We start from the raw sequence: 24,109 nt of genomic DNA on the forward strand, positions 1-24,109 counted from the left end.
CTGAAGCAAGAAGATTTGAATTGCTAAGTAGAGGAGACCCAGAAAAGCAATTGCCTTATCACGATTTTATCTTCAATTTTTATTTATTCTCACCAGGAAGATTTTTTATTTTGGTCCAACGAGACAACTAAATTTCTTACTTAAATAAGTTTGTTTGCAGACTAACTTAAATAAATTAACTTGATTTGTACCCTATATTCGAGTACAATGATCTAATATAATATTAATGGCTTTTCTGTGAATATTTACACCGTAATAATAACTAAAAGTGCCAAAAAAGATTTAGAAAAGGTACCGAAATATATAGCTTTGAAACTGGTCGCATGGATTGAAGCAGTTTCTCATGATGGTCTACTGGAAGTAAGGAAAATTCCTGGATTCGATGATGAACCTTTAAAAGGCAATAGAAATGGCCAGCGCTCAATTCGATTAAGTAAAGGTTATCCAGCTATTTATGAAATAGGTAAGAACGGTGAGATGGAAATAGTAGAGATCTTGGAGGTTAATAAACATGATTACTAAACAATCAAGAGAATCAATAAGGTATATTGAATCTTTAGTTGAAAAAAAACTTACCCTTGGAAGTTTCATCATGTCAATTCGCCAAGGTGAAGAGGAAACGCAAGCCGAGTTCGCAAGAACCTTAGGTATATCACGTCAAAATTTATGTGACATAGAACATGGACGAAGGTTTATAAGTCCTAAAATGGCTGCTGAATACGCGGAGAAATTAGGTTACTCAAAGAAACAATTTGTCCGTCTTTGTTTACAAGATTTACTTGACCGTGAAGGATTGTCTTTAACAGTAAATGTAGAGAGTGTTGCATAATCTAATTTTAGAGCAAGTATTAAGAGCAATTTTTTGGAAACTAAGAAAAAAGTCTTATATGGACTCGACCATATTGTCAAAGAATAAACTTCATTTTGTTTAAAAGGTTAAGATTTCAGTCTTATATCCGACATCTGGAAAGACAGTGAATGCATATTAGAATCAATTTATTGCCTCCGGTGCCCTAATGAACTTTGCACGCTTGCTCCTTATCTGATTACCGGCCTTGGTGGGCCCCAGACTTAATCAGGTTTTTCAGGCGCAAGTACGAGCAACAGCTCGACCACCATGAATAAGTAACTGACGCACATAAGTATCGCCGCGCTTACTAATACCTAACAAAAGCTTCTATAGCCTTGTTTAACGAAAACGCCATATTCTTTCATTAACCCTCTTATTTGATTACTCACAGCTGTACGCATTTCTAAATAGTTAGTGCGTATACGAAGCAAGCTTTGGATATCTTGTTGAACTATCGTTTTAGGTGTCACATAGGGTGTACCTGGCCAGAAAGACGCTTCCATTATCCCTTTAGAATCTCGAAAGTCATTTTTATTCCGCTGAATATAGGGCTTAACGTATTGTGGGGAAATTAGTTTGACGACATGACCAAACTCGATAAATTTTCTTGCCCAATAATTAGCACTACCGCATGCTTCCATCACAATCTCACAGCTTGCGCCGAGCTTGATAACACATCGAGTAAACTTCTCCCGACTAGTAAGACGCTTATCTAATACCTTTTGGCCTTGTTCATCAACACCATATAATTGAAAGACATCTTTTGCCAAATCAACAGCTAATCGTTTAATATTCACCTTGGACTCCTCCATTTTTCAGAACTTTCTTGGGCGCCGTACTAGAGTGGGCGAGTCCATTTCATTTGATTAATCGTATAATCAAACTTTATTAACTGTTTTTTTCGTGGATTCAACTTGTTAATGCAACCGTACTCTTCTCATCATTTGATTGCGGACAAAAATAACATAGCTGGTGTTTTAAAGCCTAACGTCGCTGGTAATTCATCCAGTCGAAGGTGCGTTCAACTATCCAGCGAAATTTCACAATTTTAAAGATCTTCCGAGGGCGTTTAACCACCGTCGACACGATATCGAAAAAAGAGAGAGCCCAGTCAATCAATTTGTTTCCAGTATAACCACCATCAGCCCAAATAAGCTTGATGCTACCGAAAAAAAATCATCAGCTAAGCAATGACTAGTCTTACGCCAGCTCTGTCTTGAATACCTGCTGAATGCACCATAACCGTAAGCAATGATCGAAGAACATCCACTACGATATGTCGCTTTCTTCCTTTAATTTCCTTGCCACCATCATAACCTGTATCCAGTGTAGGTCCTGCTGTTTTTACCGTCTGGCTATCAATTTAATATTTCCATAATATAGCAGATATATAATTCCCATTTTATTTAATTCAAAGAACTTTATGCCCAAAATTCTTCATAGTAATGAAAATACAACTCTTGATATAACTAAACCTCTTCAACATCGTGACATATTGCTAGGGCGATTAGCACGACTCATTCATAGAGAGTTATTATTAGAACTACAAAGGAATAATGTACGTGATACCAAACCTGGTTCAACAGCAGTGATAGCTGTAGGAGATGAACTTTTTTTTGCTACAGAAAATCATATCGAAGCTAAAATTATCCAAAAAATGAAATTGTCTTTGGTTACCAAATTGAACTCTCACGCAAGAGAAGGTAAAGAGTCAGTAACTCGATTTATTAATGAGCAAAGAGACAAACTCAGTGGGCATACCCAATCATATTCTCACGAGAAAGTAAGACAGGAATTTAACGACAAATGGCGATATAAAAAACATTATGACGGTTCATCTTGTACAATCGATGACGTGTATAAATTCTTTGAGCGTACAATTATTGGTGTGCAAGATGACATTGATTGTGCTGTTCTGGCTCTTAGCATTATTGAAAAAGATAACTGGGTACTTGCTTTATTAGATCAAGATAATATGACCTACATCGAGAATTCAGAAATACATGGCGAAAGGGTAAAAAGCCATAATCCCCATCCTGAAATTACGTTAGTGAGCTATGTTAATAAATTTTATTCTCAATTTAAGGGTCAATTACCTCTATTAAAAAATAGTAAAGAAGAAATTCCATACCTTTTTGTGGCAAGTGGTATTAAATCATGCCAAAAGTGCCATACGTTACTATCAGGAAATGAAAAATCTAAATTTGATGGATTTAACGGAGCTTACGGCACCAGCAGATCGCCAGGCTTTGTAGTATTTCTTTATGATCATTACAACTCAGGTTATCCGAGATATTGGGTTCCTAATTCATTCCATTCCATAACAGGAAAATCCTCGCCACAACTCCAAGAAATTCTTAATAACGCGTCGATACCATCAAGAAAACGCGAGCGCGACGATCGTATTGAGTTTTTTTTCGATCGCCTTATCAAGGAAGATTATTTAATGACTGATCTGCAAAAGGATCAAATAGTGATTGAGGCTCCTGGCCCAGATGAAATCCCTCATAGTGCGGCACCACTGAAGCCTCAGGCATTGACCCCGTTTCAAAAAAATCTCAATGAGTCGTCAATACAGTTTTGGTCAAAACTAAAACCCTCTGTAGCATACTCATCTGGCAAAGGAGCGACCCATGGGGCGACTAATACATAAGATATCATTCAGGGCGAAATTGGAGGTATGAAAAAATAAACAAGAAGGCGGATCTAGTTCTAGAGTAAAAATTATTGCCGGATATGAGAGCAAAATTTAAGAAATGGCCAATGATGATCAGTTTTCCTGGCTTCACTCCATATTCATCATAGATACTTTGTTGACATTAAGAGGTTGTCCGGAAACTCTATCAAAGCCATTTTTATGTTCAAATTAAAATCATTTTATAGCGAACTATGTGATGCCAAATTATGCTCTGCTGATTTGAAGATTACCGCGATTTAATTGGATGAGGAAGCGTTTTCAAAGTGATTTAACTGACAATCAATGGGCTATCATCAAGGCATTGATTCCTGCAGAAAAAGAGGGAAGTCGTGCAAGAGTGACTGATATGGGGGAGGTAATGAATGCCATTTTTTACTTCCTTTGCACCGGTCGTAAATGGGACTACTTACCGAAATGTTTTCCACCTAAATCGACGGTCTATGATTATTTTTCACAGTGGCGAGGTGATGGTGTTTTAGATGACATGATGCGCGTATTAAGAGAAGAGATAAGGACATCTGTTGGACGAAACCCTAAGCCGAGCGCGGGTATAATTGATAGCCAGACGGTAAAAACAGCAGGACCTACACTGGATACAGGTTATGATGGTGGCAAGGAAATTAAAGGAAGAAAGCGACATATCGTAGTGGATGTTCTTCGATTATTGCTTACGGTTATGGTGCATTCAGCAGGTATTCAAGACAGAGCTGGCGTAAGACTAGTCATTGCTTAGCTGATGATTTTTTTCGGTAGCATCAAGCTTATTTGGGCTGATGGTGGTTATACTGGAAATAAGTTGATTGACTGGGCTCTCTCTTTTTTCGATATCGTGTCGACGGTGGTTAAACGCCCTCGGAAGATCTTTAAAATTGTGAAATTTCGCTGGATAGTTGAACGCACCTTCGACTGGATGAATTACCAGCGACGTTTAAGTAAAGACTATGAGTTTTTGCCAAAAAGTAGCGAAGCATTCATAAAATTATCCGCCATTGGGATGATGGTCCGGCGAATTAGCCCCGGCTGAATAGGCACAATGGATGAAATGGTTGAGTTTGATCAATTATCGCGGATACTCATGCGGTATTAGGCCCAAAATTTTGGGAGAGATAGCAAAAAGAACCAGGGCAGATTGTAAAGCTCCCATCTTTAGTGGCAACCTAAATTAGAGTTCATTGTCTTATTTTTTGCCAGGTGTTAAATCATTCAGTGAATCGTGCGGTCTCTCGTCGTTATACTCCTTTATCCAGTTGTCTGTCAGCTCTCTGACTTCTTGTAGATTTTTAAACGCGTACATATCCAATATTTCCGTGCGGTAAGTTCTATTGAATCGCTCAATAAATGAATTTTGCGTTGGTTTACCTGGCTTCATAAATCCTAAAACCACTTGATGCTTTTCAGCCCAGTCTGCTGATGTGCTTGAGATAAATTCAGGGCCATTATCCATGCGTAATTTAGCAGGGAAACCTAGCCATGCAACAACACGTTCTAATACGCGAATACTCGTTGCGCAGGCAGGCTTAAATCGATTTCGATAGCCAACACTTCACGGTTAAAATGATCTACTAGGCTAAATGTTCTGACACAGCAACGCATCACACATAAAATCCATAGACCAACACTGATTAATGGATGCTGGCACACTCAGGGGGGCAGGTGAGCGATTAGGAAGCCGTTCTTTGCCTTTACGACGCATATTGAGCTTCAGCTCACAATATACCCATAAACACGTTTATGATTCCACCTATGATCCTTACGGCGCAAGACTTTAAGCAATTTTCTAAAGCCATACGCCGGATAGTGTTCGGATTATTCCTGCAATGCCACAGTAACGCCCTCATCAGCTTGGCTATCCGGCTTATATCGATAAACCGAGTGGCTGATACCCACAACCTTACACGCCCGGCGTAAACTCACAGTATGAGTATTCACTCGATAATCAACCAGCTCCCGTTTCACAGATGGCTTCAGCTCTTCCATATGCATCATGGGAAAGAGGACTCAACGAAAATACGAATGGACTTATTAGACAATATTTAAAAAAGGGTTCAGATTTTAAACATGTAACCGATAAAGATATTTATTAAGTTAAATAATCGACCCAGAAAAAATTTAGGCTACGCAACTCCTAATGAAATTTTTCTTTCTACTTAGGAGGAGTATAACTATTTTGAGGTGCTAATACCTCCCCATATAAGCTAATGAGTTGACTAATTAGTTTAGGGAAATTGTTATCTAGAGTTTCTCGTGCTGTCACATTTCTAACATGCTGCCATCGCAAAATGGCTCCAGGCTCATCGAGTGTTCTATAAGCCTCTTTATGCGTTTTTTCAAATGACTCTTCTGCTTTTTCCAGCGCTATTATATTTTTATTATAGTTTTTAATTAATTTGCTTAATTCTTGCGATGAGGCGGTATTTTTAGTCGAGTTTAATTCGAATGCTATTAATTCAACAAAGATATTAAATAACCATTGATAATGTAAAACATCGAAGTTAGATTGTTGATAACAGAGGCAAGGATTTGAATCACGTTGTAATAACTCGATTGCTTTCGCTGATGAGCAAGGCGCATCGAATAAAGGCATCATTTTTCGATCAGTGCTTTTAAAAAAAGGGATAAAAGTATAATCTGTCGTTTCCACAATTGGAGGTGTGGCACTTAATTCTTTATTTACCAATGGGATAGACTCTTTACATACAAAAAGATTGAGTAAATATTGATCCTGAGTATTTTCCAAATAAAAATGGAGCTTTTCTTCTTCCATCGTTGCTCCGCCAGTATTTACAACTCGAATTTTTAACCTGGAGCTTTGAGACTGATAGTGCTCTATTATAGTTTTTGGTTCCGTATTATCAAATAGTATTGATTTGTCAGTATTTGCCTTTTGAAACTCATCTTCGTTAAGCAAAATATAAATATTTGAAATACCGATTTTGTCTAATTGATGTAGATGGCCAAAGGGGGGCTTATGGTATTCCACATTTGGCAAAACCACCGCGATTTGAGGCGTAATCGATTCAGCACCTTTCATTTAAAAATCTACTATACAAAGAATAATAAAATTATTATAGACTCTTTGTATGAAGAATTTATTACTTGGTAACATAGTAAATAAGAAGATAGCTCTATTTTTTAAACAATACTGATAAAACAAGCAATTGCTTTTATTACTTGAATCCGCAATCTCATTTATTGCAGTCTTATTAAATTTTGATCATTCTTGTCGCGGCCGAAAACAGCTATTTAATAAAAGAATGAGTCAATCAGAAATAGTAGAAGATTTGCAATGGTTCGAACATCTGAAAGATGAATTGAAATGAATAAATCAATAACTGAAATATCTATAAAAACTTTAGACTTATCCGACATACCTGTTATTGTTGATGCTTTTAAAAAAATAAACTGGCAAAAACCCGCCTCTTTATTTAATAGCTATTATCAAGAGCAACGAAAATCAGAACGAATTATTTGGTTAGCTTACTTAGGAGGGCAATTTGCAGGATATATCACTTTAAAATGGGTATCTCAGTATGACCCTTTTGCAAAGCTAAATATTCCTGAAATTATGGATTTAAATGTGTTACCAAATTTTCGAAAATTTGGGATAGGAAGTACGTTACTTCAGATAGCAGAAGAAAAAGCAATCATTCGAGGAAATATTGTTGGTATTGGTGTAGGTTTGTATGGTGGAGCTGATGGGGGATATGGACCTGCTCATCGACTTTATGTAAAAAAAGGTTATATACCAGATGGATTAGGTGTAACTTATAACTACCAACTCGCAGTGCCGGGTCAAGCATATTCTCTAGATGATGATTTAATTTTATGGCTAACTAAAAACTTAAAATAACTTACCTTAAAAATTGAACATGCCAGTTTTTTACTAGATTCAAGTGTGTAAATTTTGATTAATCAATGTTTCTTAAAGAGAAAGAATATGGACATTGACTGGGGCTCTTTTTTAAAACCAAATTTTTTAAATGTTATTGTAGCTATTCTGGGATGGTGAATAGTTAGCTACCTAAGAGATAAACAAGCTGTAAAAGAGCGCCAAAGAGAAATTAACCACAGCTATTTGATAAATGCACATCGTGTTTTATCAGGCTGGGTTCATAATCCAAATTTGACCAAAGAGGAAAAACGTGGAATTGAAAACGTTATTGAAGACATACAAATACTTGGCTCTAATAAAATAATTTCTGCACTCAATGCATTTCTTGTTTGCTACAAAAAAGATAAAAAGGGTGATTTAACTAATATTCTTAATACTCTAGTTTTCAGAACTTCGGAAAGAACTTAAAATGGAACCCATTGAACCTGAAACCATAAGACAGTTTTTTCTTTTCGACTAAGGCAGTTGCGTTTATTGTTTGAATCCACGTACAAAAAGCAATCTTAAGTCTGATTATTTTGATAATCAGACTTAGCAATTTTAATCCCAAGGCAATTTGATCTTGGCGTTCTATATATATAATAATGAGTGGTTGGATATTTACAGACGGATTAAAGGATAAAATGAAAGCGATTATTTTTGCTATAGGAATTCTATACTCTTTATTTGGCCATAGCTATCAACTTCCACGTGACGCCGTACTTGAAGTATATAAAGAATCAAAGTTAACCGCTGATGTTGTGATGATAGGCGATTCAATCACATGGATTGCGCCATGGTCAGATTTGTTTGCAAATGTAAATATTGCTAATCGAGGCGTTAGTGCAGACTCTTCGGCCGCCATTCTTTATAGAATGGATTCCATATTAAGCACCCACCCGAAGAAAGCATTTTTAATGTTTGGTATCAATGATTTTTTAAATCATATTCCTGTTGATAAAGCATTTGATAATTACATTAAAATTATTAATCAATTAACACAGCAAAATATAGAAACAGTTGTTCAGTCAACATTATATTGCAGCACTGAAAAATTACCGGCTTGCTACAGCATTAATCTTCAAGTTAATGAACTCAATGCAAAGCTAAAAAATTACGCGATGAATAATAATCTTACATTTATTGATTTAAATTCTATTTTATCCACTCCCAAAAAGGGGTTAATGGCAAAATATTCACCGGATGGGATACATGTCAATATTGAAGCCTATAAAGAATGGGCAAAGCTAATCGATGATAAAATCAATAGTTAAAATAGGCATTCCTTTGCCTATTGGTCTATTTAGCTTGCAGCCGCTGTTGTATAAATATAATCAACTGTTGTTCCTGCTCCAGGGTCTGCACTGAATGTAATATCTAGTGTATTTGTTCCTGGTAATGCTTTGGTTATTGATACTGAGTTTGTTGAGGTTCTAATAACGGGGCTCCCTACTGCTCCAGCGCTTAATCCAGTTGCAACAAACACGTTATTAGTTCCGCCACCAGCATAAGCCGCTGTTGTATTGGCAATAATTCTATAGCCTGCATCTTTTACGGTACCCGTAGTATCGGCAAATTGTGAAAGATTGTTTACTACTGTAGCAGCACCCGCCATAACAACACGGGTTTTCGCAGCATTCGAAGGTAGAAAACAATCGTCTTTAATCTTTCCAGTAGTTCCGTCAAAATTAGCAAAGTTACCGTCAACAACAGGCAAAGTTACACTGCCAGCATCAATTGCAGCTTGCAAACTTACTTGGTCACCTGATACCACTACTTCAAACAATGCAACCCCGTCAGTAGTGTAAGTTAATGCCATTTGTTTATTAGAAAAAATGTTCCCATACATCAATTTTGCTGTTGCACTCCTTAGTATTTTGATTTGGACTTGGTTTTTTCTTAGACTTCCCCGCTTTGCTCATGGCAATAGCGATGGCTTGATTTTTAGGCTTCCCAGACTTTATTTCTTTAGCAATGTTTTGACTGATTACCTTCTTTGAGCTTCCGGTTTTTAATGGCATATCATTCTCCAAGTTCGTCTTTTAATGAATTTAGTAATGTATTATTCCCATGAGCAATTGATGCCCAAAGAGCATCCATTTTTCTTTCTATTAAAGGCAGGCTATAAACCGGAGGTGGTTCTGGTGCGATAAAATTCCCATCCACATAAGACCAGCCAACTTTTACACTCTCATCACAGTCACTAATCAGTTGAATCTGAGTCAGTTGAATCTAGGAGAAGAGAAAATAGCAACCACCCTGCATCCTTTTTTTCATTTATACGGATAGCACACCTGACCAAATTGACTTATAGAGAGGCTAGGTGCGCAATATAGCCACACAAAGATATAAAAATAGTTAAACGTATGAATTTAAGAGAATTGCATAAAAATTTAATGAATAGGATTATTAGCGCCCAATTTGATGATAATGAACTAAAGCCTGTTAAGAAATTTTTAAATGAAGAAACTTCATATTTTGAATTACTCACCGCCTGCTTTACTCCTCTTCCCAATTATAAAAACAAATGCTTTATCGATTTCTTGAAAGACAAAGATAAATATCCAGCTTGTATCGAATATGAGTATTTAGGCTTTTTACTGTATCAGGCGCAAATCAATAATTATAGATTTAAATCCCTCCCACAAGATAAATGCACACCTGATGAAAGTCATAGTATTAGCGCCCATATCCTAAAGACAATAAAACTTGATAATATAAAAGATGAACAAAAATTTATTTATCTGGCAAACTGTCTAAAAAACGAAAAGAATTTACAACGTTATATGTGCCACTCCTTATAACAGGAACAATTGCTCTTACTTTTTTACCTATAATAAGTTTAGGAGTTTTTATAACGGCTCTAGTTTTCAGTGCACTTCTATTAGTAGCGTCAATATTCACTCCTGTGATAGGACTTGAAATTTTTGCGCCCACCATCGATAACCCGATAAGAGCTAAAAACATTCTAGAAATCGGACAAAGATATAGCCTATTTTTTAAAAGGCAAAAGCCGCAAGAAAACCAAGAGCTGGTTTTAGATTTTGCCGCGGATCGTAAAATGCCTTAATTTCAATAAAGGTAAAAATTGGCAAAAAACGCATAAGGCCAGCAGCGTGGGCCAGGTTCGCACGGTGTGATAACGAGGTTTTCAAACATTAGCACGCAACTTACTCGGGATGCCAGCTTAAGCTGCCATCGAGGCAACACTTGCTAGTTGCTCCGCAACTGGCTCTTTATTAAAACTACTGCATAGAATGGATTCTGGGGTAAATTAAACACCGGCAAGGAGGAAACCCTGATTCGTGAAAACAGTAGTTTGAGGACAGAGAATATCTAAATGATAATTAAGTTTTCTTGACCCAAAACCCAAATGCAAGCAATTATTAATGCCGCCATAAGGCTCGCTTGCTGCAAGGTTTTTAGGTAAGAGTTGAATACTTTTATTAATACCAAACCCCACTTCAATTATTTTTCTTAATTGAGGATCATGAGAAAAAAACTGCTCTAAAGCTAAAGCTGTCTCATCATTTTGAGTTAATGAGATAACCTTCTCTACTGTTCCATTATTAACATAAATTTTCACTGGATTTTTATCGATTTTCGCCAAAGAATGGTACATGTTATGCTGTTCATTTAGAAATGATTTTTCAAAAGCAAATAAATGAAGAATAACAGTGCTATCAAAGACAATTTCACCTTCCATCTCCAAACATGGAATTATATCATCTCGAAGCAAAGTGGATACTAAGGCAATTTCGCCATAAGGTGCGCGAATTGACTCCCCTTTCAACACCAAGCCAATGTTTTCGCTCCATAAGTAATCTTCTCTAAAAAATAGAGTTGCCGTGGTCCCATAAGTTTTGTTGGTGAAAATAAGATGATCTGCGGCGGACAGCATATCAAAAAAAATGTCAGTTGAATGCTCGAGTTGCTGGACTGATGTATAATAAATGTTATTTAAAATATGTTCTAATGTTTGAAAAGTCACTGGGGTTTGTAAATTAGCAAGAACATCAACAAATCGTTGATTAGGTTTAAGATTTCCGTCTACTGGATAACAATCAACTAACGGACTCTGATACGGAATAAAAAGAATATCGGTGTCATCTTCTATATGCTTAACGAATTCATCTAATACAACATTTGGAGGAAGTATTTTAACGAAAAAGTTTGCATAAGTTTGACATTGATTAATCTCAATAAGTCCTTTTAGAGAAGGAGGAATAAGCAAGCAAAAATTGCTTGCCTTCTCCTTAAAAAACATGGGAAGTTTATCAGGCAGAAGAGCAATTCTTTCTGTCATTCGACTTCTATCCATCCCTTCTCAAATTTTTTTGCTCCAGCCACGAACCTTTTTCTGTTAAGCTGCTTAACTTTGGGAGATTGAACCAACTTTTTAGCTTTACAAGAGGATTTAATTAACATACATAACCCCTGATTAAACTATGGTTCTTATATTATAGCCAAAATATTAAAAATCATTTAAGTGGTAATATTTGTCGAGCTATACAACCCACTGCATGAACCCAACCAAGTGACTATATAGATTGTTGATGCGTAACAATGGCATTAATTTGTAGTTCACTATTAAGAGTTCTTAGTGTTTCCACTAAAAATTGTAAATCTTCTCCTGTTGCGTGTGATTTTCCCTCTATTCTTTCGGGAGTTAGATAGGTTAATAAAAGGTCTACAACAAACTGATTATAAGAATTAGGTTTCATTTTATGACTAATGTGTCCCTCAAGAACATCAGACAAAGCCATAATTGTATTAGAGCCTTTTTTTTCAATGCGAGAAATAGCAAGACTGAAATTACTGTATTCCTTAAATCCATCATGTGCAACATTTTCGCTATAAAGCTGTTGATACAACATAAAAGAATGATTAACAAAAGCTTGAATTTTTCGTTCAAAGCTTGTTAATTTGTTTTCTGACTCTTCCTCATAGTAGTCATTATGCAATGCCTGAATAATATCAGCTAAAGCCGACATTTTCTTTTCTTCGTCATAGCTTATAACTTGTTCTTCTGTCTTTAAAATGAATGGAGCCATTGGAATATATCCAGCAGGGAAAACTTGCTTATGATTATTAATATACTTTTCGGATATTTGAAGATAAGTATTTACTATATCGTAAAAGTTCTTAGTCTGATCTCGCGCAGAATACATCCCCTCTGAAGGAGCAAGGTGGGGATCTTTAATTACTTTAGAACCACTTAGCTTGGAAAGCTCCGCAAATGCTTTGCGTTGCTCTTCTGTAAGAAATGTATCTTCGTGTTTCAATTCTAAATGAGGTTCTAATTTTAGTTTAAATTCTTCTTTATAATTTTCGAAGAGACTGTCATTTCCATTGCTGTATTTTTTTGAACTAATCATTTGACTTCTTAAAGGTATAGTTTTATCCCCTGCTCTACTTAAGATCATATGATAAGGGCTGTACTGCTCTCCTTGCCGTTGTTTCGCAGGCGTTATCTTCCATCCTGTATAATGTAATAATTTATCGACAAGATTGCTTAACAGTGAAGGTATATGAAATTTTTCGAGAATTAAGGATTTCATAGATTTAAAACTGTTACTATTTACGACGCGTAGTTGAACATTCTGAGCTCTAAATTGGGTAGCCACCGCCTCTGCAACTGCAGCTCCCATGCAATTTCCTTGAAGTATAATATCGTCAGGTTTGATACCTTTTTGCAATAAATTATTCACCATGGCAATACCTGAATTCACCAAATCATTAAACTCTAAAACTTCTCCGCTGCTGCTATACATACCTGGGTAATTAAACGCGTGAATAGTGGCTCCAGATTTTATTTGTTGTTTTATCATGCTAGGTACAAATCCCTCGTAAAACTGAAAACTTCCAAGGAAATTCAGAATGTGTTTTCCATCTCCAGGAAGCTTGTCGTTTTTACTTATGGAAGACAAGCTAATACTATCTAATTTGCAAAAATTTCCTCTTACATCCTGACTCATAACAAAATTACGTTCAGCTTTAATATTTTCCCAGCCTTTTTTTACTACATAATTGCCAATAGCTTTCTTTGAAAACATACTTTCGGCATATTCTTCAAAGGTTTTATAGCCCTTGTAGGCATACCAATCTCGTCTTATCGTAGGAAACAAAATATTTGCCATAATCCGTTGCATTGATCTCTGAAATGAAAAAGACTCGCTGCTTTGCTGATTATTTATATAAGACTTCATCTCATCGCTCGTTAAATAATTACACATATGATTAATTATAGCCAAGTATCATGAGATATTGGTTGGTCATGTTTTGCGCTTAATGCTCTGGACTTTTGATAGGTATCCAAACCTTAAAATTATCATTGGACACATGGAGGAAATGCTTGCATTTTGGGCTTGACGACTTGATCATCTACTAAAAGAAGAGAGTTGGCGTCAAAAATCTAGATGTTTAGTCACTCAAACAGTTCCAGAGCCTGAGCTTCTTATAAGAACGGGTGGAGATACTAGACTAAGTAATTTTTTATTATGGCAAATAGCTTATTCAGAAATTTATTTTTCTCCCATTCTTTGGCCAGACTTTGACAGAAGCGAATTATTAAAAGCGTGTGAATTATTCAGCGAGAGCCAACAAAATCATGGTAAATGAGCCTTTAACTTGAAAGCTTTTATGGTCTTTATAAAAAGATTCTTCCCTTCACAAACTTGCACATATAATATAACTCATCACGTCTTTCCTTTGCTCTCTTCATTCCTGCAATGACAGGATACACAGGCTTATTAAGCTCTAAATCCGCATTTTGTTTTTTCCCCAATGTTTTTGTATCAACTCAATTCCGATAATATCATCATGAATTTGGAACGATATTCCTAACAGGTTACCACATTCCTCCAGATGAAATAATTTCGATTGTTCTTGAACGTGACAAGCTAAGCACCTAATATCAAACTAGCAGCTAATAAACGTCCTGTTTTTAATTGATACATATTCTCTATATCTTCGACTGAAACTGTTTGTTTCACCATTTCTATATCAAGTTCTTCACCACCGGTCATCCCACAAGAACCGATAGCGCGTGACATCATTCAATAAAAATTTAGAACATCAATTAAGCTAATCAGCATAGCCAGGTAATTGAGTAATAAAATCTATTCCCATGATTTGGGAGGGTGTTTTATAACCCCCTTTCAATTGAGTGTTAAGTAGGTGCTCAACGACAGTTAAACTACATTTTACTGTGAGAGCATATCCATTGGCAGTTTTAATTCGAATAGTTTGACTATTTCCCTGAGCATTTTTTGCTTCACCCCAAACATAAGTCAACTGATTTTGTAACTGTTTGGTATCTGGTCCCCTTTGCTGAGCAGCTTTGGATTTTATATAATTTTGTATCCACCTTAAACCTAAAAACCAACGTATATAATTTAGCTTCTTCAACATCGATAGTCGTTTGGGACTAATCGGAATATACACTTCAATATTCGGTATACCAGTAGTGTAAAAAGCAGTACTAACATCACCCCAAGGTATTGTTGTTGCTAACCTCTCACCCCTTCCAAAATCAATCCTGCGAGATTTCCAGGCTAAAGGTACTCTTTTTATTTGTCCATTAATTCGGGCTCTTCCTCCCAATGCTAATCCTTCCACTGCTGTTTTTGCGGTTCCAGCAGACATCCCTGAATCAGAATCAAATCCAAGCGCTAAATAATTCGCGTCTGGAAGAATTTGTTTTAATTTGGCTGCTACACAGTCAGTTGGTATAACATCAAAACCAACACCTGGACAAAGTATAATATTTTCTTCTTCTGCTAATTCATTTTTGCTATGAGCATATTCAAAAACGGAAATTTCACCAGTAATATCCAGATAATGAGTTTTGGAGTGAATGCATGCCTTAATCAGTGGTTTAGCTGTAGATGAAAATGGGCCTGCACAATTTAAAATCAATTTAATATCCGCGAGTTGCTCAGTTATATTTTGCAGGTCGCTTAACTCAAAAATGCAACTCTTAAACCCCAATTCTTCTGCAAGTGCCTTGATGGAATGCTCATTACGCCCTGCAAGAATTGGGTTTAACCCTCTTAATTTTGCTTCTTTAGCTATTAATCTTCCAGTATATCCATTTGCCCCATAAATCAACCAATTACTCATCCCTTTATTCCTTATGAATTCCAAACTCATTTACTTGGATTAAGCTATTTTTCCATTACTGATAATTTAAAGTCTATATGAAAAGCAAGTAGTAATCGATGGAGTAAAAATGCTCAGTTGGCTACAATAAGTCTTCTTGGACCTGATATATTGAAAACTTGGGAGCAGTCAAAACGCATATCAAAGTAAATTAACTGCCTACCTATAATTTATAGGTATCTCACTTTTATAGAGTCTTCCCCCCTTCCTTTTCAATGAAATCAATTGTAAAAAAACCACTCATTTAATGCTATCTTAAGCTTTGATAAGTTATTCTGCGCGACTCTTGCTATTTTCAGAGAATTTTACAATGAAATATACACCCAACCATTTTAAAAGCCCCAAGCCAATTAGCACATTCAAATGGGTAATGGATAATTGCACTGTCCGAGTCACAACAAAAAAACAGTTAGATTTTATTAATAGTATTGACGGTCAAAAGCTTATGGACGAACTGTTTGATTGTAAAAATGAGTCAAAATATTTAAAAACAGCTCGCATCATCGAAGATATAATGGAGTCTTTATCAACTGAATTAACGCCTTCCTTAGGGCAGTAAATCACGAATCCTGTGCTGAGTACTCGGCACACGGAGACTCTCTTTCTGGATACCTCGGACAAGACTGTAATAAACTTAAATTTTGAATAACCGCTTTTACTAGCATGTATTATCCTATTTTTGTGGCCAATAACTCTCGATTTAGTAGTTTATCAACAAAGTCGCGAGAACTTGTGGTTTCTTTTACGAAGAATTTGTAACAAGTACGATTGAAATCAAGCAAATGTGGTTCGCTAGGATTATCACTACGTTTAGTAATATCCAATCAGCTTTCTTTGTCGCAAGTCCCCTTGTCTACTTCTGATTTAATTAAGTCGCAATAAGCAAATTTCAAAGCCTGAATATCCTTTAACTGTCTATCACTGTAGGCTTCATTATAGGATTGAAGCCTGTGTTTTGGTTGTGCGGAGTAAATATTATCGTTCGCTATAATGCTCTTATAAGCCTCGTCTAAACAAAATAATTTCTGGCAAATATCATCAATTCCCTTAAGATTTTCAAGCAAATCATTACTAGTTAATACTTTCTTTTCATCGCCGAGTAAATCGAGTATTGGATTCTTTACATCCAGGTTTATTGTTAACAATTGCGGATGTTCAATGGCTATGCGTGGCTCAATTTCAATAAGAAACTTGAGCAATTTAATATCTTCTTCTTTGTTAAAATCTAGATAATCAAGTATGGTCTTTCCTTCATTATCTTTTGCCAGAATATCCGCTCCATTTCCCTTTAGAAATCTAATTGCATCCACTTTATAGGAATCAACCAGAAATTCTTTTACGACAATATGAACAGGCGCCAAACCTGTTTTCGGATCTTTTTGATCAACTGACGCACCATCTTTAACCAAACATGCAATAGTGGCTACATTAAAATAAGCAACAGCATTTTTCATTGCCACGCAAGCAATGGGTGTATCTCCTAATTCTTTTAAAATATTTGGATTTTCAGCAAAAACACCGTCCAGAATAGGGAAATAAGTGGCATGACTCTTCGTCGCGAATTTCATAAATTTGATTTTTAGCGCTTCATCCCATAATTCAAACTTATCTCCAGCACCTAAACTTGCTGCAAAAAAATTTTGTGAGCGACAATAATAATTTTCTTTAAAAAATTGAAATAAACTTATCTCACCATATCCGCTATCGATATATTTATTAACTAATATTTTGTAACTTTCAAACTTGTGATCGATATACCCACTATCTATCGTACTCACTTGGCCGCTAATTACCGCTTGTCTAGCGGAATTTGATGTCGCTGAAGATGTTTTGATAATGATTCATCATATTTATTCACCGGGCGCATTGTCTCTACTTCATCACGAGTTAAAAGTTCTTTGATGCCTATCTCTTGACGATGAGCCTGTTTGAATGCTTGGATGGGTATGTGTTTTCTTTCAAGAATATAAGGACCTTGTTTCTCATCTCCCTGAATATCCTGTTTCAGTATACCTTCTGCTGCAAATGCTGATAATTGAGAATGCCAATCTTTTATTTTAGAAAACGATTCAGCATGAGATAACGAAAAATTAAAACAACTTTCTCCATCTTTTTGTATTCTTTGTAGACAATAAAAAACTTTAGCATTGGGATGTTGTTTCTGAATTTCTTTCGAAAGCGCTACTGCTTCGGGAGCTCCTGCAGCGTCCAAAATAAAAAAGCTGAGCTCCCCGTTAGTATTTTGAATATCAACATAAGTAAAATGAACACTGGTGACGCGTACCAACGCTTGAGTACGACTCTGTATTCCTTTCTCCCTATTAATATTTTTATCGTTTAATTGTGCAATGGCTTGCAAAAAAGGCTTCTGGGGAATAACGAAGCAATCAAACACATCATTTTTTTTAGCTCGCGCGTGCTTTTTTGCCGCTACAATTGCAGCCCCCGCAAAATCAGAGAGTTTTGGTGATCTCAGAGCGATGTTAGCAAAATAGGATTTTAATTTTTGTGCAAATAACATAGGAATAAACTCAATAAAGGGCCTATTATTAAGTATAGCTTTCCCATCTTACCGCAATTTTAATCATGCCCATTTTGCTTGATTTAAAACCATCTAACTGGCAGGTTAATCACGATAATCTGAATCCGCCTCTGTTCTTGCCAAAACATAGCATTAATTGAAAAGTAAAAACACCATATGAACTAATTAAAATCAAATAGATTATTAATTTAATATTTCTTTAATATTTAAAGATTAGAATAAATTTTTTTTTCCTGAGTTAATACTTATGCTTAAATCGAATATTCAATTTTTCCCGGCAACTATGCAGCTTAGTACTGTTAGAACCGCAAAATCTTCTTTAGAGCACATCCAAAAGACTATTGAAGCTCAGATTGAGTACAATAAATTTTTAAAGGAAAGGCTTAGTAAAACTAATACTAGTCAGCATGAAGTTTTTGAAATTATTATTTCAATGTTTCTTGATCTTTCTCAAGTCCCCACTTCATTAATTAAGCCAGTGCCAGACGAAGATTTAAAACGCCGTAAACAAGATGTTATACAGCACATTGATTCTGATATAGCAGATTTTAAACGTCTTAAAAAACTTGCAAAGGATTGTAATAATTTGGATAACCTTTATTTAACTATTCATTTTACTCTACAACAATGGTACTTAGGAATTGCCCAGACAAACTCAAAAAGTGTTGAAGAGTTATTATCTAATTTGTATGAAGGAAAAGAACTGAAGAAAAAAGTGAAAGAAACAATGCGAATCCTTAACACCAAGAGTGCAAAATCGCCCCTAATGACTGAAACTATTATCATGTCTGAGATGCTTAAAGTTTTAAAACCAGAAATCAATCCTTTAGTCCTTAGATTTATAGATGATACCGAGTTCAAGAGCATGGGTAACTTAACAAGGTTTACGCCTACAAATGAGGCATTACGTGGGATACATCCTAAGATCGAAAAATTTTTAAGAGAAGTCACTGCTGAAAAAGAATACTTGTTGCTGGCACGAGAGTATTTATCGACAACTAACTCCATTAAGACGTTGCAGGTGAGTATTGATCTCAAAACAAGCTATCTAGCTCTCTTTGAGACAATGAAAATTAGATATCGTTTAGAAGAAAGAATGTTATCGATGATGCAAGAAGCGAGGCAAAAGAAAAACACTATAATAGCTGCAAGTCTAGAGTTAAAACCCACTGTAAAGTCACCCGAGGAAGGGTTACCGAAAAAAACCGTTCAAGCTCAATTAGAATCAACTCAGGAAAAAATACATCAATCATTAGAATCATCTCCGTCTCTAACTCCAAAAGTAATCTCATTGGTGGGTCATCCATCAAGTGATTCTGAAGTCACTTCAGATATCATTTCGGAACAATTAAAAAGCCAAATACCATCATCGGAAATCTCATCAACAATACCTCTTTCATCCGATCTTGAGGCCACTAGTCCTTGTTCAGATAAAAAGCAGGACGTAAGCATTTCCAATGATAATACCAAAGAGGAAGATATAACTGATGATTATTCTAGTGTGACTGACTTCTCAATATTTGCTAGGAAAGATACAACTAAACCACAAATTCCAGTTGTAAAAACGAAGCGCAATGTATTGAATCTTGGTAAAAACGATGTAGATACCTATTTAAAAGTTTTTGAGCTAATACCGTATGACTCAATTAATCTAAGAGCCTTAGTAAATCTTACTCAAGCATTTGGCGGAACGCTTACTACCACTGGTGCAAATCGCTGTCGAATTGAGATAAAAAATATTTATGCGCATCTGCTTATACCTGAAGAAACACTCGCAAAAGCCTGCGAAAAAGCTACTGTGACCATGCATGGTGGAGGCCATCGCAGTAAAAAAAGTCAGAATAATGACAGAGAAAATGCACCAGATTATCTAATTGAACAATTCAAAGCTGCTTTTGTTCGTGCAGGCTACACGCCAGTTAATTTAGGCTTGAATGAAGAAGCAACTATGAATGGCAAGCTTGAGTTTTAACCAATATCAGACTTATCTCTTACGAGCGGTGCGAAGCAACCCAGATTTTAATCAATCTCCAGGATTGCTTCACTGCGTTCGTAGAAACCCTATTTAAACTTCCTGTTTTTATTCAGTAATTGGTCTAAAATGAACAATAAATGAGATAGGAAGCTCTATGCACATACTTCTTCTTCTGATTTTTCTATGGTGCCCCTTTCATTTATTTGCTCAACCCATACTTGTTGGCATATCTGGTTACAATCCGCCCTTTGGTATACCGGCTGACGAGAAAGAGCATTTCTCTGGCTTTGAAATCGATTTAATGCAAGAAATATGTCGTCGCGCGCAACTTGAATGCTTGTTTAGAAATTTTACATTTCCCCAATTATTTAGTGAAACTCTGACTAACCATATTGATTTAGCAATAGGATCAATCTCTATCACCCCAGAGAGACAAAAAGATTTTATTTTTAGCCTTCCCTATCTTCCAGGCGGAGGACAATATGCAACCAGAGTATCCAGCTCAGTTAAAACGATTAGTGATATCAAAGGTAAACGTGTTGGAATAGAGGAAGGAACTATTTTTAAAGCATGGATTCATGCTCAATTTGGCCACTCCTCCCAAGTTCTGGAATATAAAAATGTAGAAGACGTTCTTCAAGCACTTTATGACAACAAAGTAGATGCAGTATTATTAGATGCCGGCATCGTTCAATATTGGGTTGCAAACAACAGCAATCTATTTAGGTCCGTGGGTAAACCAATTAGCTCAGGCTATGGCATTATGGCTAATAAAAGCAAAGAGGGTCTTGTTGCTATTATTAACAAATATCTTCTTGACTTGGAAAATGACGGCACTTATTTAGTATTGTATCGACGCTATTTTAATTAACTTTTCCATGGATGCCTCGGGCAAACCGAGGCACGCAGGAACACGAGAATAGTCGTTGATCCAACGTTTATTTATTCCGAGTTAGATTACGTAATCTTGTAATAAGATCGTCATTTGGTAGTATCACACCAGGCAACTCACGAGGCTCACGTCGATTGCCACCGGAGGTCTTTTTGAGGTTTTCTTTTGAAATTTTCTTATTTTTTTTACTTTCTTTTGTAGCATCATTCGATTTTTTCATAACTCTATCCAATAAAGAGGTACTTTATAAGAGTAGTGCATTTTTTGGGTACCAGGAATTAATCAGCATATTATTTGCATAAATTTTTTATTGTGTGATAAAAAATTTACTTTTCTTATCGGGCAAGTTCTACACTTATTAGTAGCTAACACAAGGTCTCACGAGAATAATAATGATTGAGATTATTTCCTTACCTGAAAAAAATGATGTAGAGAAAGAGAACAAAGACTATAAATTTGGCTGCTTTGAAACTATCCATGTGCGCCCAACACAAGAAGATGCTTTAGCCTGGTGCGTTCTTGAAAAAAATACACTGACAAACCTAACTCCTCAAGAAATAGGAAAACGTTTATGGACAACCTATAAACAACTTGATGAAGAGGTGAGATCATTATCAGAAAAAAGTGGTACTACAGCCTCAACCACGATCTATGACGGATGCTGCAGTCTTATCACAGCGACCTTAGCAGATGCAGCTGCATTTCTCGTGAGTTATGATCCACAAGGACACATCACAGGAGTAACACGCTTAAATTCCCTCACCCATAAACCCAATTTACGCTCTGAACAAATTCGTGTAAAAAAACAAGGAGGTTTTATTACCTATGACGGCTTTGCTCATCGAGTCAATGGCATTCTAGCCGTATCTCGAGCGATTGGTGATTTTGGAATACGAGGTATAAATAAGGCAGAAAAACTTATTTCTTCCAATGCCACAATTGATATAACCAATTTAGATGCTCTACTTGCTCAAAAATTACAGATTATTACAACCTGTGATGGTTTTACAGATGCCGCCAGAGGTGAGACTAAAGCAGAACATGAAAATTATCTTGCCAGAGCATTGTCTAGCCTTAATCAGGGCAAACCAGGACAGAAAACTGAAAAAGAAATTGCCAAACACTTAGTACAAACTGCAAAATCTCGCTCATGGGATAACATTTCCGTTGCCATACAAACTATCACCTCTGGGCAACCAATTCTTTTAGGGGTTTATGACGGTCATGGCGGAAGTCAAACATCACATTATGTTGCTCAGCACATAGTCAATATTTTTATTAAACAATGTGCTTTATCCCCTGCCGAATTTATAAACCAACCCTTCAGTACTGACTGCCCTTATTGATACTTTAAATAGATATTCCCTCTCCATCAGCTTCCACTGCTTCATCACTATCCACATTATCTGAAGATATTGTTGCCTTTAAGGCGTTAAATTTATCTTTATAATCATGATTATGTTCAATAACTACAGCAACTTGCACATCATCTTGTTCATTTTTTTCAACCACTTTCTGTGAAGCCACCATTGCTTGTGCAAAACGTGTATTGAAATCATTCATCATCAAAATTTGATTAAACTTCCTGACATCCTCTTCTGTGTGTACATTTATCAATTGATTAGACTGAAGAAGAGCGATAACCTTTTCAATTCTGCTATAGGCATCTGCACAGGCATGCGCTGGCTTTCCAGTCATTTCACTTAATTTTAGTAATAAACTTTCAGTAGGCGTGCTAATTACTTTTGATGTCAGAGTATCTCGTTGAAGAGTTTGCGCTATCTTTTGATAAACATCATCCTCACTGGCAAAAACCTTGATCTGCGGCCCCAAACTATCCAGCGGACTATAATGTTGAGACATATAATTCTTCAAATTATTATTTGAAAATGTTTTAAACTCATCAAGTGTTTGAGCATAATCAATTTTACAGAGATGCTTGGCAATTTCTAAAAAATTCTTTTCTTCAGACGTTTGAAATTTAGTGTCCAGATATTTAAATAATTCCTCACTGATATCATCGTCTTCACCTGGTTGCTTTGCATTTCCAAATGCCTCAATTTCTTGAGAAAGCTTGTCAATACACGTTTGTTGATTACTTTCAAAAATAATTGAATTGAATAAATGCTCTGTGTAATCCTTAATTCTTGGGTATTTAGCGATAATTGGTTGTACCGTGCTCGCTTTCACGTCATCTAAGGCTGCTATTTCTTCTGCCAACGCCATGAGCTCTTTATCAAATAAATCAGTACGATGATTTAATACTTCGCAATTAAGATCTTTATTAACCTGCAGGGCAGATTTCACCTGTTCATAATCGAAAGTATTTATGTCTTTTTTTGTATAATCAGCATAGGCTGCAAGAAGATATTTCTTCTCTAATTCAGGATTAACTCCTACAAGTTCATTAAATTTAGCACGAATATCACCCGGTTTAACTATAAAACCATCAATATCTGCTGCGGAAAAAAATGCCTCTCGCGCCTCGTCAGTAGCCCAATCAACAACATTGGTAAACCCATTGTTATTGCACTCTACCGAATCCGTCAGCATAGTGCCTTCCTTAATAAGAAAATCTCTAAATTGATTGGTAAATGCAGCACTGTAACAGGAGCCTAATATTGCAGCCCCTGTAGTAATTTCCTTATCCTGAAGACTCTTCACTATGGCAAGAACAGACTTCTTTTTTAAACCATTCGTTTCCTCATCAACAAGACCATTGTGACCACCACCATGCCCTCCTCCCAGATAAAGAACATTGATATGCTGATTCTGTTTCATTTTATCAAGCTTATTCAAAATATAGCTTTCTGCATCTTCTTTATCATGATCAAGGTGAAGAATGACATGATTTCCAGTCTTTGCTTTAATCGCTTCATACAAATAATCGCGTACTTCTTGTTTTTTTATTAATTCAGCGGTTATTTTTTCATCATTGGCAAGTTTAGTTTGCAATTCTCTAACGGGTTCTAAAGCATGGGGATCAATAGCAATGGTTTTATCCAAACCCGAAAGCCTCATAATCGCCTCAATTTCATCAGGGACTATTGAAGATACATTACGAATAGCTAACGCTGATTTTTTCACGCTCAACTCCTTTTGTTGTTTTCCGTTTATG

General features: G+C 36.1%; 24 protein-coding genes and 4 pseudogenes. 14 read left to right on the forward strand and 14 right to left on the reverse strand.

From position 1 onward, the window contains the following. Positions 1-237 precede the first annotated feature (237 nt). Complete coding sequence (locus tag LHA_RS07945; RefSeq protein WP_045106066.1) at positions 238-522, forward strand: type II toxin-antitoxin system RelE family toxin; 285 nt, start codon at positions 238-240, stop codon at positions 520-522. Then, positions 512-829, forward strand: coding sequence for a helix-turn-helix transcriptional regulator (locus LHA_RS07950; protein WP_045106067.1), 318 nt, complete (start codon positions 512-514; stop codon positions 827-829). Before LHA_RS07945 ends, LHA_RS07950 begins: the two co-directional genes overlap by 11 nt. A gap of 335 nt (positions 830-1,164) precedes the next feature. On the opposite strand, the gene LHA_RS07955 is transcribed toward LHA_RS07950, so the two are convergent. Then, complete coding sequence (locus LHA_RS07955) at positions 1,165-1,662, reverse strand: IS110 family transposase (RefSeq protein ID WP_082060318.1); 498 nt, start codon at positions 1,660-1,662, stop codon at positions 1,165-1,167. A 371-nt stretch (positions 1,663-2,033) separates the two neighbouring features. Continuing rightward, positions 2,034-2,213 carry a transposase gene (locus LHA_RS17660; RefSeq protein ID WP_115678705.1) on the reverse strand — a complete coding sequence of 60 codons (180 nt, stop codon included), beginning with the start codon at positions 2,211-2,213 and terminating at the stop codon, positions 2,034-2,036. Positions 2,214-2,273: 60 nt separating this feature from the next. Between LHA_RS17660 and LHA_RS07960 the strand changes: the two genes are divergently transcribed. Then, entirely contained in the window at positions 2,274-3,503 is a 1,230-nt protein-coding gene (locus LHA_RS07960; RefSeq protein WP_045106068.1) for a hypothetical protein, read from the forward strand. 289 nt (positions 3,504-3,792) lie between these two features. Further along, positions 3,793-4,572: pseudogene (locus tag LHA_RS17565) on the forward strand (IS5 family transposase). A gap of 122 nt (positions 4,573-4,694) precedes the next feature. Here the strand turns inward: LHA_RS17565 and LHA_RS16570 are convergent. Continuing rightward, positions 4,695-5,516: pseudogene (locus LHA_RS16570) on the reverse strand (IS3 family transposase); the annotation flags it as partial. Here LHA_RS16570 and LHA_RS16575 point away from each other — a divergent pair. Continuing rightward, positions 5,516-5,699: pseudogene (locus tag LHA_RS16575) on the forward strand (transposase); the annotation flags it as partial. The pseudogenes LHA_RS16570 and LHA_RS16575 sit on opposite strands and share 1 nt — an antisense overlap. On the opposite strand, the gene LHA_RS07975 reads toward LHA_RS16575, so the two are convergent. Then, the gene (locus tag LHA_RS07975) at positions 5,692-6,579 is read right to left on the reverse strand and encodes a hypothetical protein (protein ID WP_045106069.1); all 888 of its coding nucleotides are present in this window, start codon (positions 6,577-6,579) and stop codon (positions 5,692-5,694) included. The pseudogene LHA_RS16575 and the gene LHA_RS07975 sit on opposite strands and share 8 nt — an antisense overlap. A gap of 285 nt (positions 6,580-6,864) precedes the next feature. Here LHA_RS07975 and LHA_RS07980 point away from each other — a divergent pair, with 285 nt between their 5' ends. After that, positions 6,865-7,398, forward strand: a complete 534-nt coding sequence (locus LHA_RS07980; protein ID WP_045106070.1) for a GNAT family N-acetyltransferase — start codon at positions 6,865-6,867, stop codon at positions 7,396-7,398. A gap of 626 nt (positions 7,399-8,024) precedes the next feature. Beyond that, a complete protein-coding gene (locus LHA_RS07990) occupies positions 8,025-8,693 on the forward strand; it encodes a GDSL-type esterase/lipase family protein (RefSeq protein ID WP_058393225.1) in 669 nt (222 codons plus the stop codon). Between the two features lie 29 nt (positions 8,694-8,722). On the opposite strand, the gene LHA_RS07995 is transcribed toward LHA_RS07990, so the two are convergent. Together LHA_RS07995 and LHA_RS08000 are read right to left on the reverse strand one after the other, a co-directional pair. Beyond that, positions 8,723-9,238, reverse strand: a complete 516-nt coding sequence (locus tag LHA_RS07995) for a hypothetical protein (RefSeq protein ID WP_231861886.1) — start codon at positions 9,236-9,238, stop codon at positions 8,723-8,725. 7 nt (positions 9,239-9,245) lie between these two features. Further along, positions 9,246-9,440 (reverse strand): hypothetical protein, encoded by a 195-nt coding sequence (locus LHA_RS08000; RefSeq protein ID WP_045106073.1) that lies wholly within the window; start codon positions 9,438-9,440, stop codon positions 9,246-9,248. A gap of 345 nt (positions 9,441-9,785) precedes the next feature. Here LHA_RS08000 and LHA_RS08005 point away from each other — a divergent pair, with 345 nt between their 5' ends. Further along, positions 9,786-10,223 (forward strand): hypothetical protein, encoded by a 438-nt coding sequence (locus LHA_RS08005; protein ID WP_045106074.1) that lies wholly within the window; start codon positions 9,786-9,788, stop codon positions 10,221-10,223. After that, a complete protein-coding gene (locus LHA_RS17315) occupies positions 10,208-10,489 on the forward strand; it encodes a hypothetical protein (RefSeq protein ID WP_045106075.1) in 282 nt (93 codons plus the stop codon). The genes LHA_RS08005 and LHA_RS17315 overlap by 16 nt, the downstream gene beginning before the upstream one ends. A 204-nt stretch (positions 10,490-10,693) precedes the next feature. Here the strand turns inward: LHA_RS17315 and LHA_RS08015 are convergent, their stop codons facing one another. Together LHA_RS08015 and sdbB are read right to left on the reverse strand one after the other, a co-directional pair. Then, a complete protein-coding gene (locus LHA_RS08015) occupies positions 10,694-11,725 on the reverse strand; it encodes a hypothetical protein (protein WP_045106076.1) in 1,032 nt (343 codons plus the stop codon). A gap of 235 nt (positions 11,726-11,960) precedes the next feature. Then, positions 11,961-13,628, reverse strand: coding sequence for a Dot/Icm T4SS effector alpha/beta hydrolase (gene sdbB / locus LHA_RS08020; RefSeq protein WP_045106077.1), 1,668 nt, complete (start codon positions 13,626-13,628; stop codon positions 11,961-11,963). A gap of 217 nt (positions 13,629-13,845) precedes the next feature. On the opposite strand from sdbB, the pseudogene LHA_RS17510 reads away from it, so the two are divergent. Beyond that, positions 13,846-14,040: pseudogene (locus LHA_RS17510) on the forward strand (undecaprenyl diphosphate synthase family protein); the annotation flags it as partial. A gap of 281 nt (positions 14,041-14,321) precedes the next feature. Here the strand turns inward: LHA_RS17510 and LHA_RS16935 are convergent. Together LHA_RS16935 and LHA_RS08025 are read right to left on the reverse strand one after the other, a co-directional pair. Continuing rightward, positions 14,322-14,474 (reverse strand): hypothetical protein, encoded by a 153-nt coding sequence (locus LHA_RS16935; RefSeq protein ID WP_231861887.1) that lies wholly within the window; start codon positions 14,472-14,474, stop codon positions 14,322-14,324. Between the two features lie 31 nt (positions 14,475-14,505). After that, positions 14,506-15,543, reverse strand: coding sequence for a saccharopine dehydrogenase family protein (locus LHA_RS08025; RefSeq protein WP_045106078.1), 1,038 nt, complete (start codon positions 15,541-15,543; stop codon positions 14,506-14,508). A gap of 349 nt (positions 15,544-15,892) precedes the next feature. On the opposite strand from LHA_RS08025, the gene LHA_RS08030 reads away from it, so the two are divergent. Then, entirely contained in the window at positions 15,893-16,141 is a 249-nt protein-coding gene (locus tag LHA_RS08030) for a hypothetical protein (RefSeq protein ID WP_045106079.1), read from the forward strand. 265 nt (positions 16,142-16,406) lie between these two features. On the opposite strand, the gene LHA_RS08035 is transcribed toward LHA_RS08030, so the two are convergent. Further along, positions 16,407-17,360 (reverse strand): ankyrin repeat domain-containing protein, encoded by a 954-nt coding sequence (locus LHA_RS08035; RefSeq protein WP_045106080.1) that lies wholly within the window; start codon positions 17,358-17,360, stop codon positions 16,407-16,409. Between the two features lie 11 nt (positions 17,361-17,371). Further along, positions 17,372-18,103: a YopJ family acetyltransferase gene (locus LHA_RS08040; RefSeq protein WP_045106081.1), complete on the reverse strand. Its 732-nt coding sequence runs from the start codon at positions 18,101-18,103 to the stop codon at positions 17,372-17,374. A gap of 268 nt (positions 18,104-18,371) precedes the next feature. On the opposite strand from LHA_RS08040, the gene LHA_RS08045 reads away from it, so the two are divergent. Both LHA_RS08045 and LHA_RS08050 read left to right on the forward strand, forming a co-directional pair. Further along, positions 18,372-20,096, forward strand: coding sequence for a hypothetical protein (locus LHA_RS08045; RefSeq protein WP_045106082.1), 1,725 nt, complete (start codon positions 18,372-18,374; stop codon positions 20,094-20,096). A 157-nt stretch (positions 20,097-20,253) separates the two neighbouring features. Then, positions 20,254-20,970 carry a transporter substrate-binding domain-containing protein gene (locus LHA_RS08050; protein WP_045106083.1) on the forward strand — a complete coding sequence of 239 codons (717 nt, stop codon included), beginning with the start codon at positions 20,254-20,256 and terminating at the stop codon, positions 20,968-20,970. A 67-nt stretch (positions 20,971-21,037) separates the two neighbouring features. On the opposite strand, the gene LHA_RS16940 is transcribed toward LHA_RS08050, so the two are convergent. Continuing rightward, positions 21,038-21,211: a hypothetical protein gene (locus LHA_RS16940; protein WP_156413580.1), complete on the reverse strand. Its 174-nt coding sequence runs from the start codon at positions 21,209-21,211 to the stop codon at positions 21,038-21,040. A 172-nt stretch (positions 21,212-21,383) separates the two neighbouring features. Here LHA_RS16940 and LHA_RS08055 point away from each other — a divergent pair, with 172 nt between their 5' ends. After that, a complete protein-coding gene (locus LHA_RS08055; RefSeq protein ID WP_045106084.1) occupies positions 21,384-22,337 on the forward strand; it encodes a PP2C family serine/threonine-protein phosphatase in 954 nt (317 codons plus the stop codon). A 4-nt stretch (positions 22,338-22,341) separates the two neighbouring features. On the opposite strand, the gene LHA_RS08060 is transcribed toward LHA_RS08055, so the two are convergent. Further along, the gene (locus LHA_RS08060; protein ID WP_045106085.1) at positions 22,342-24,078 is read right to left on the reverse strand and encodes a hypothetical protein; all 1,737 of its coding nucleotides are present in this window, start codon (positions 24,076-24,078) and stop codon (positions 22,342-22,344) included. Positions 24,079-24,109 lie beyond the last annotated feature (31 nt).

The sequence above is a fragment of the Legionella hackeliae genome, from assembly GCF_000953655.1.
GTDB classification, from domain to species: Bacteria; Pseudomonadota; Gammaproteobacteria; order Legionellales; family Legionellaceae; genus Tatlockia; species Tatlockia hackeliae.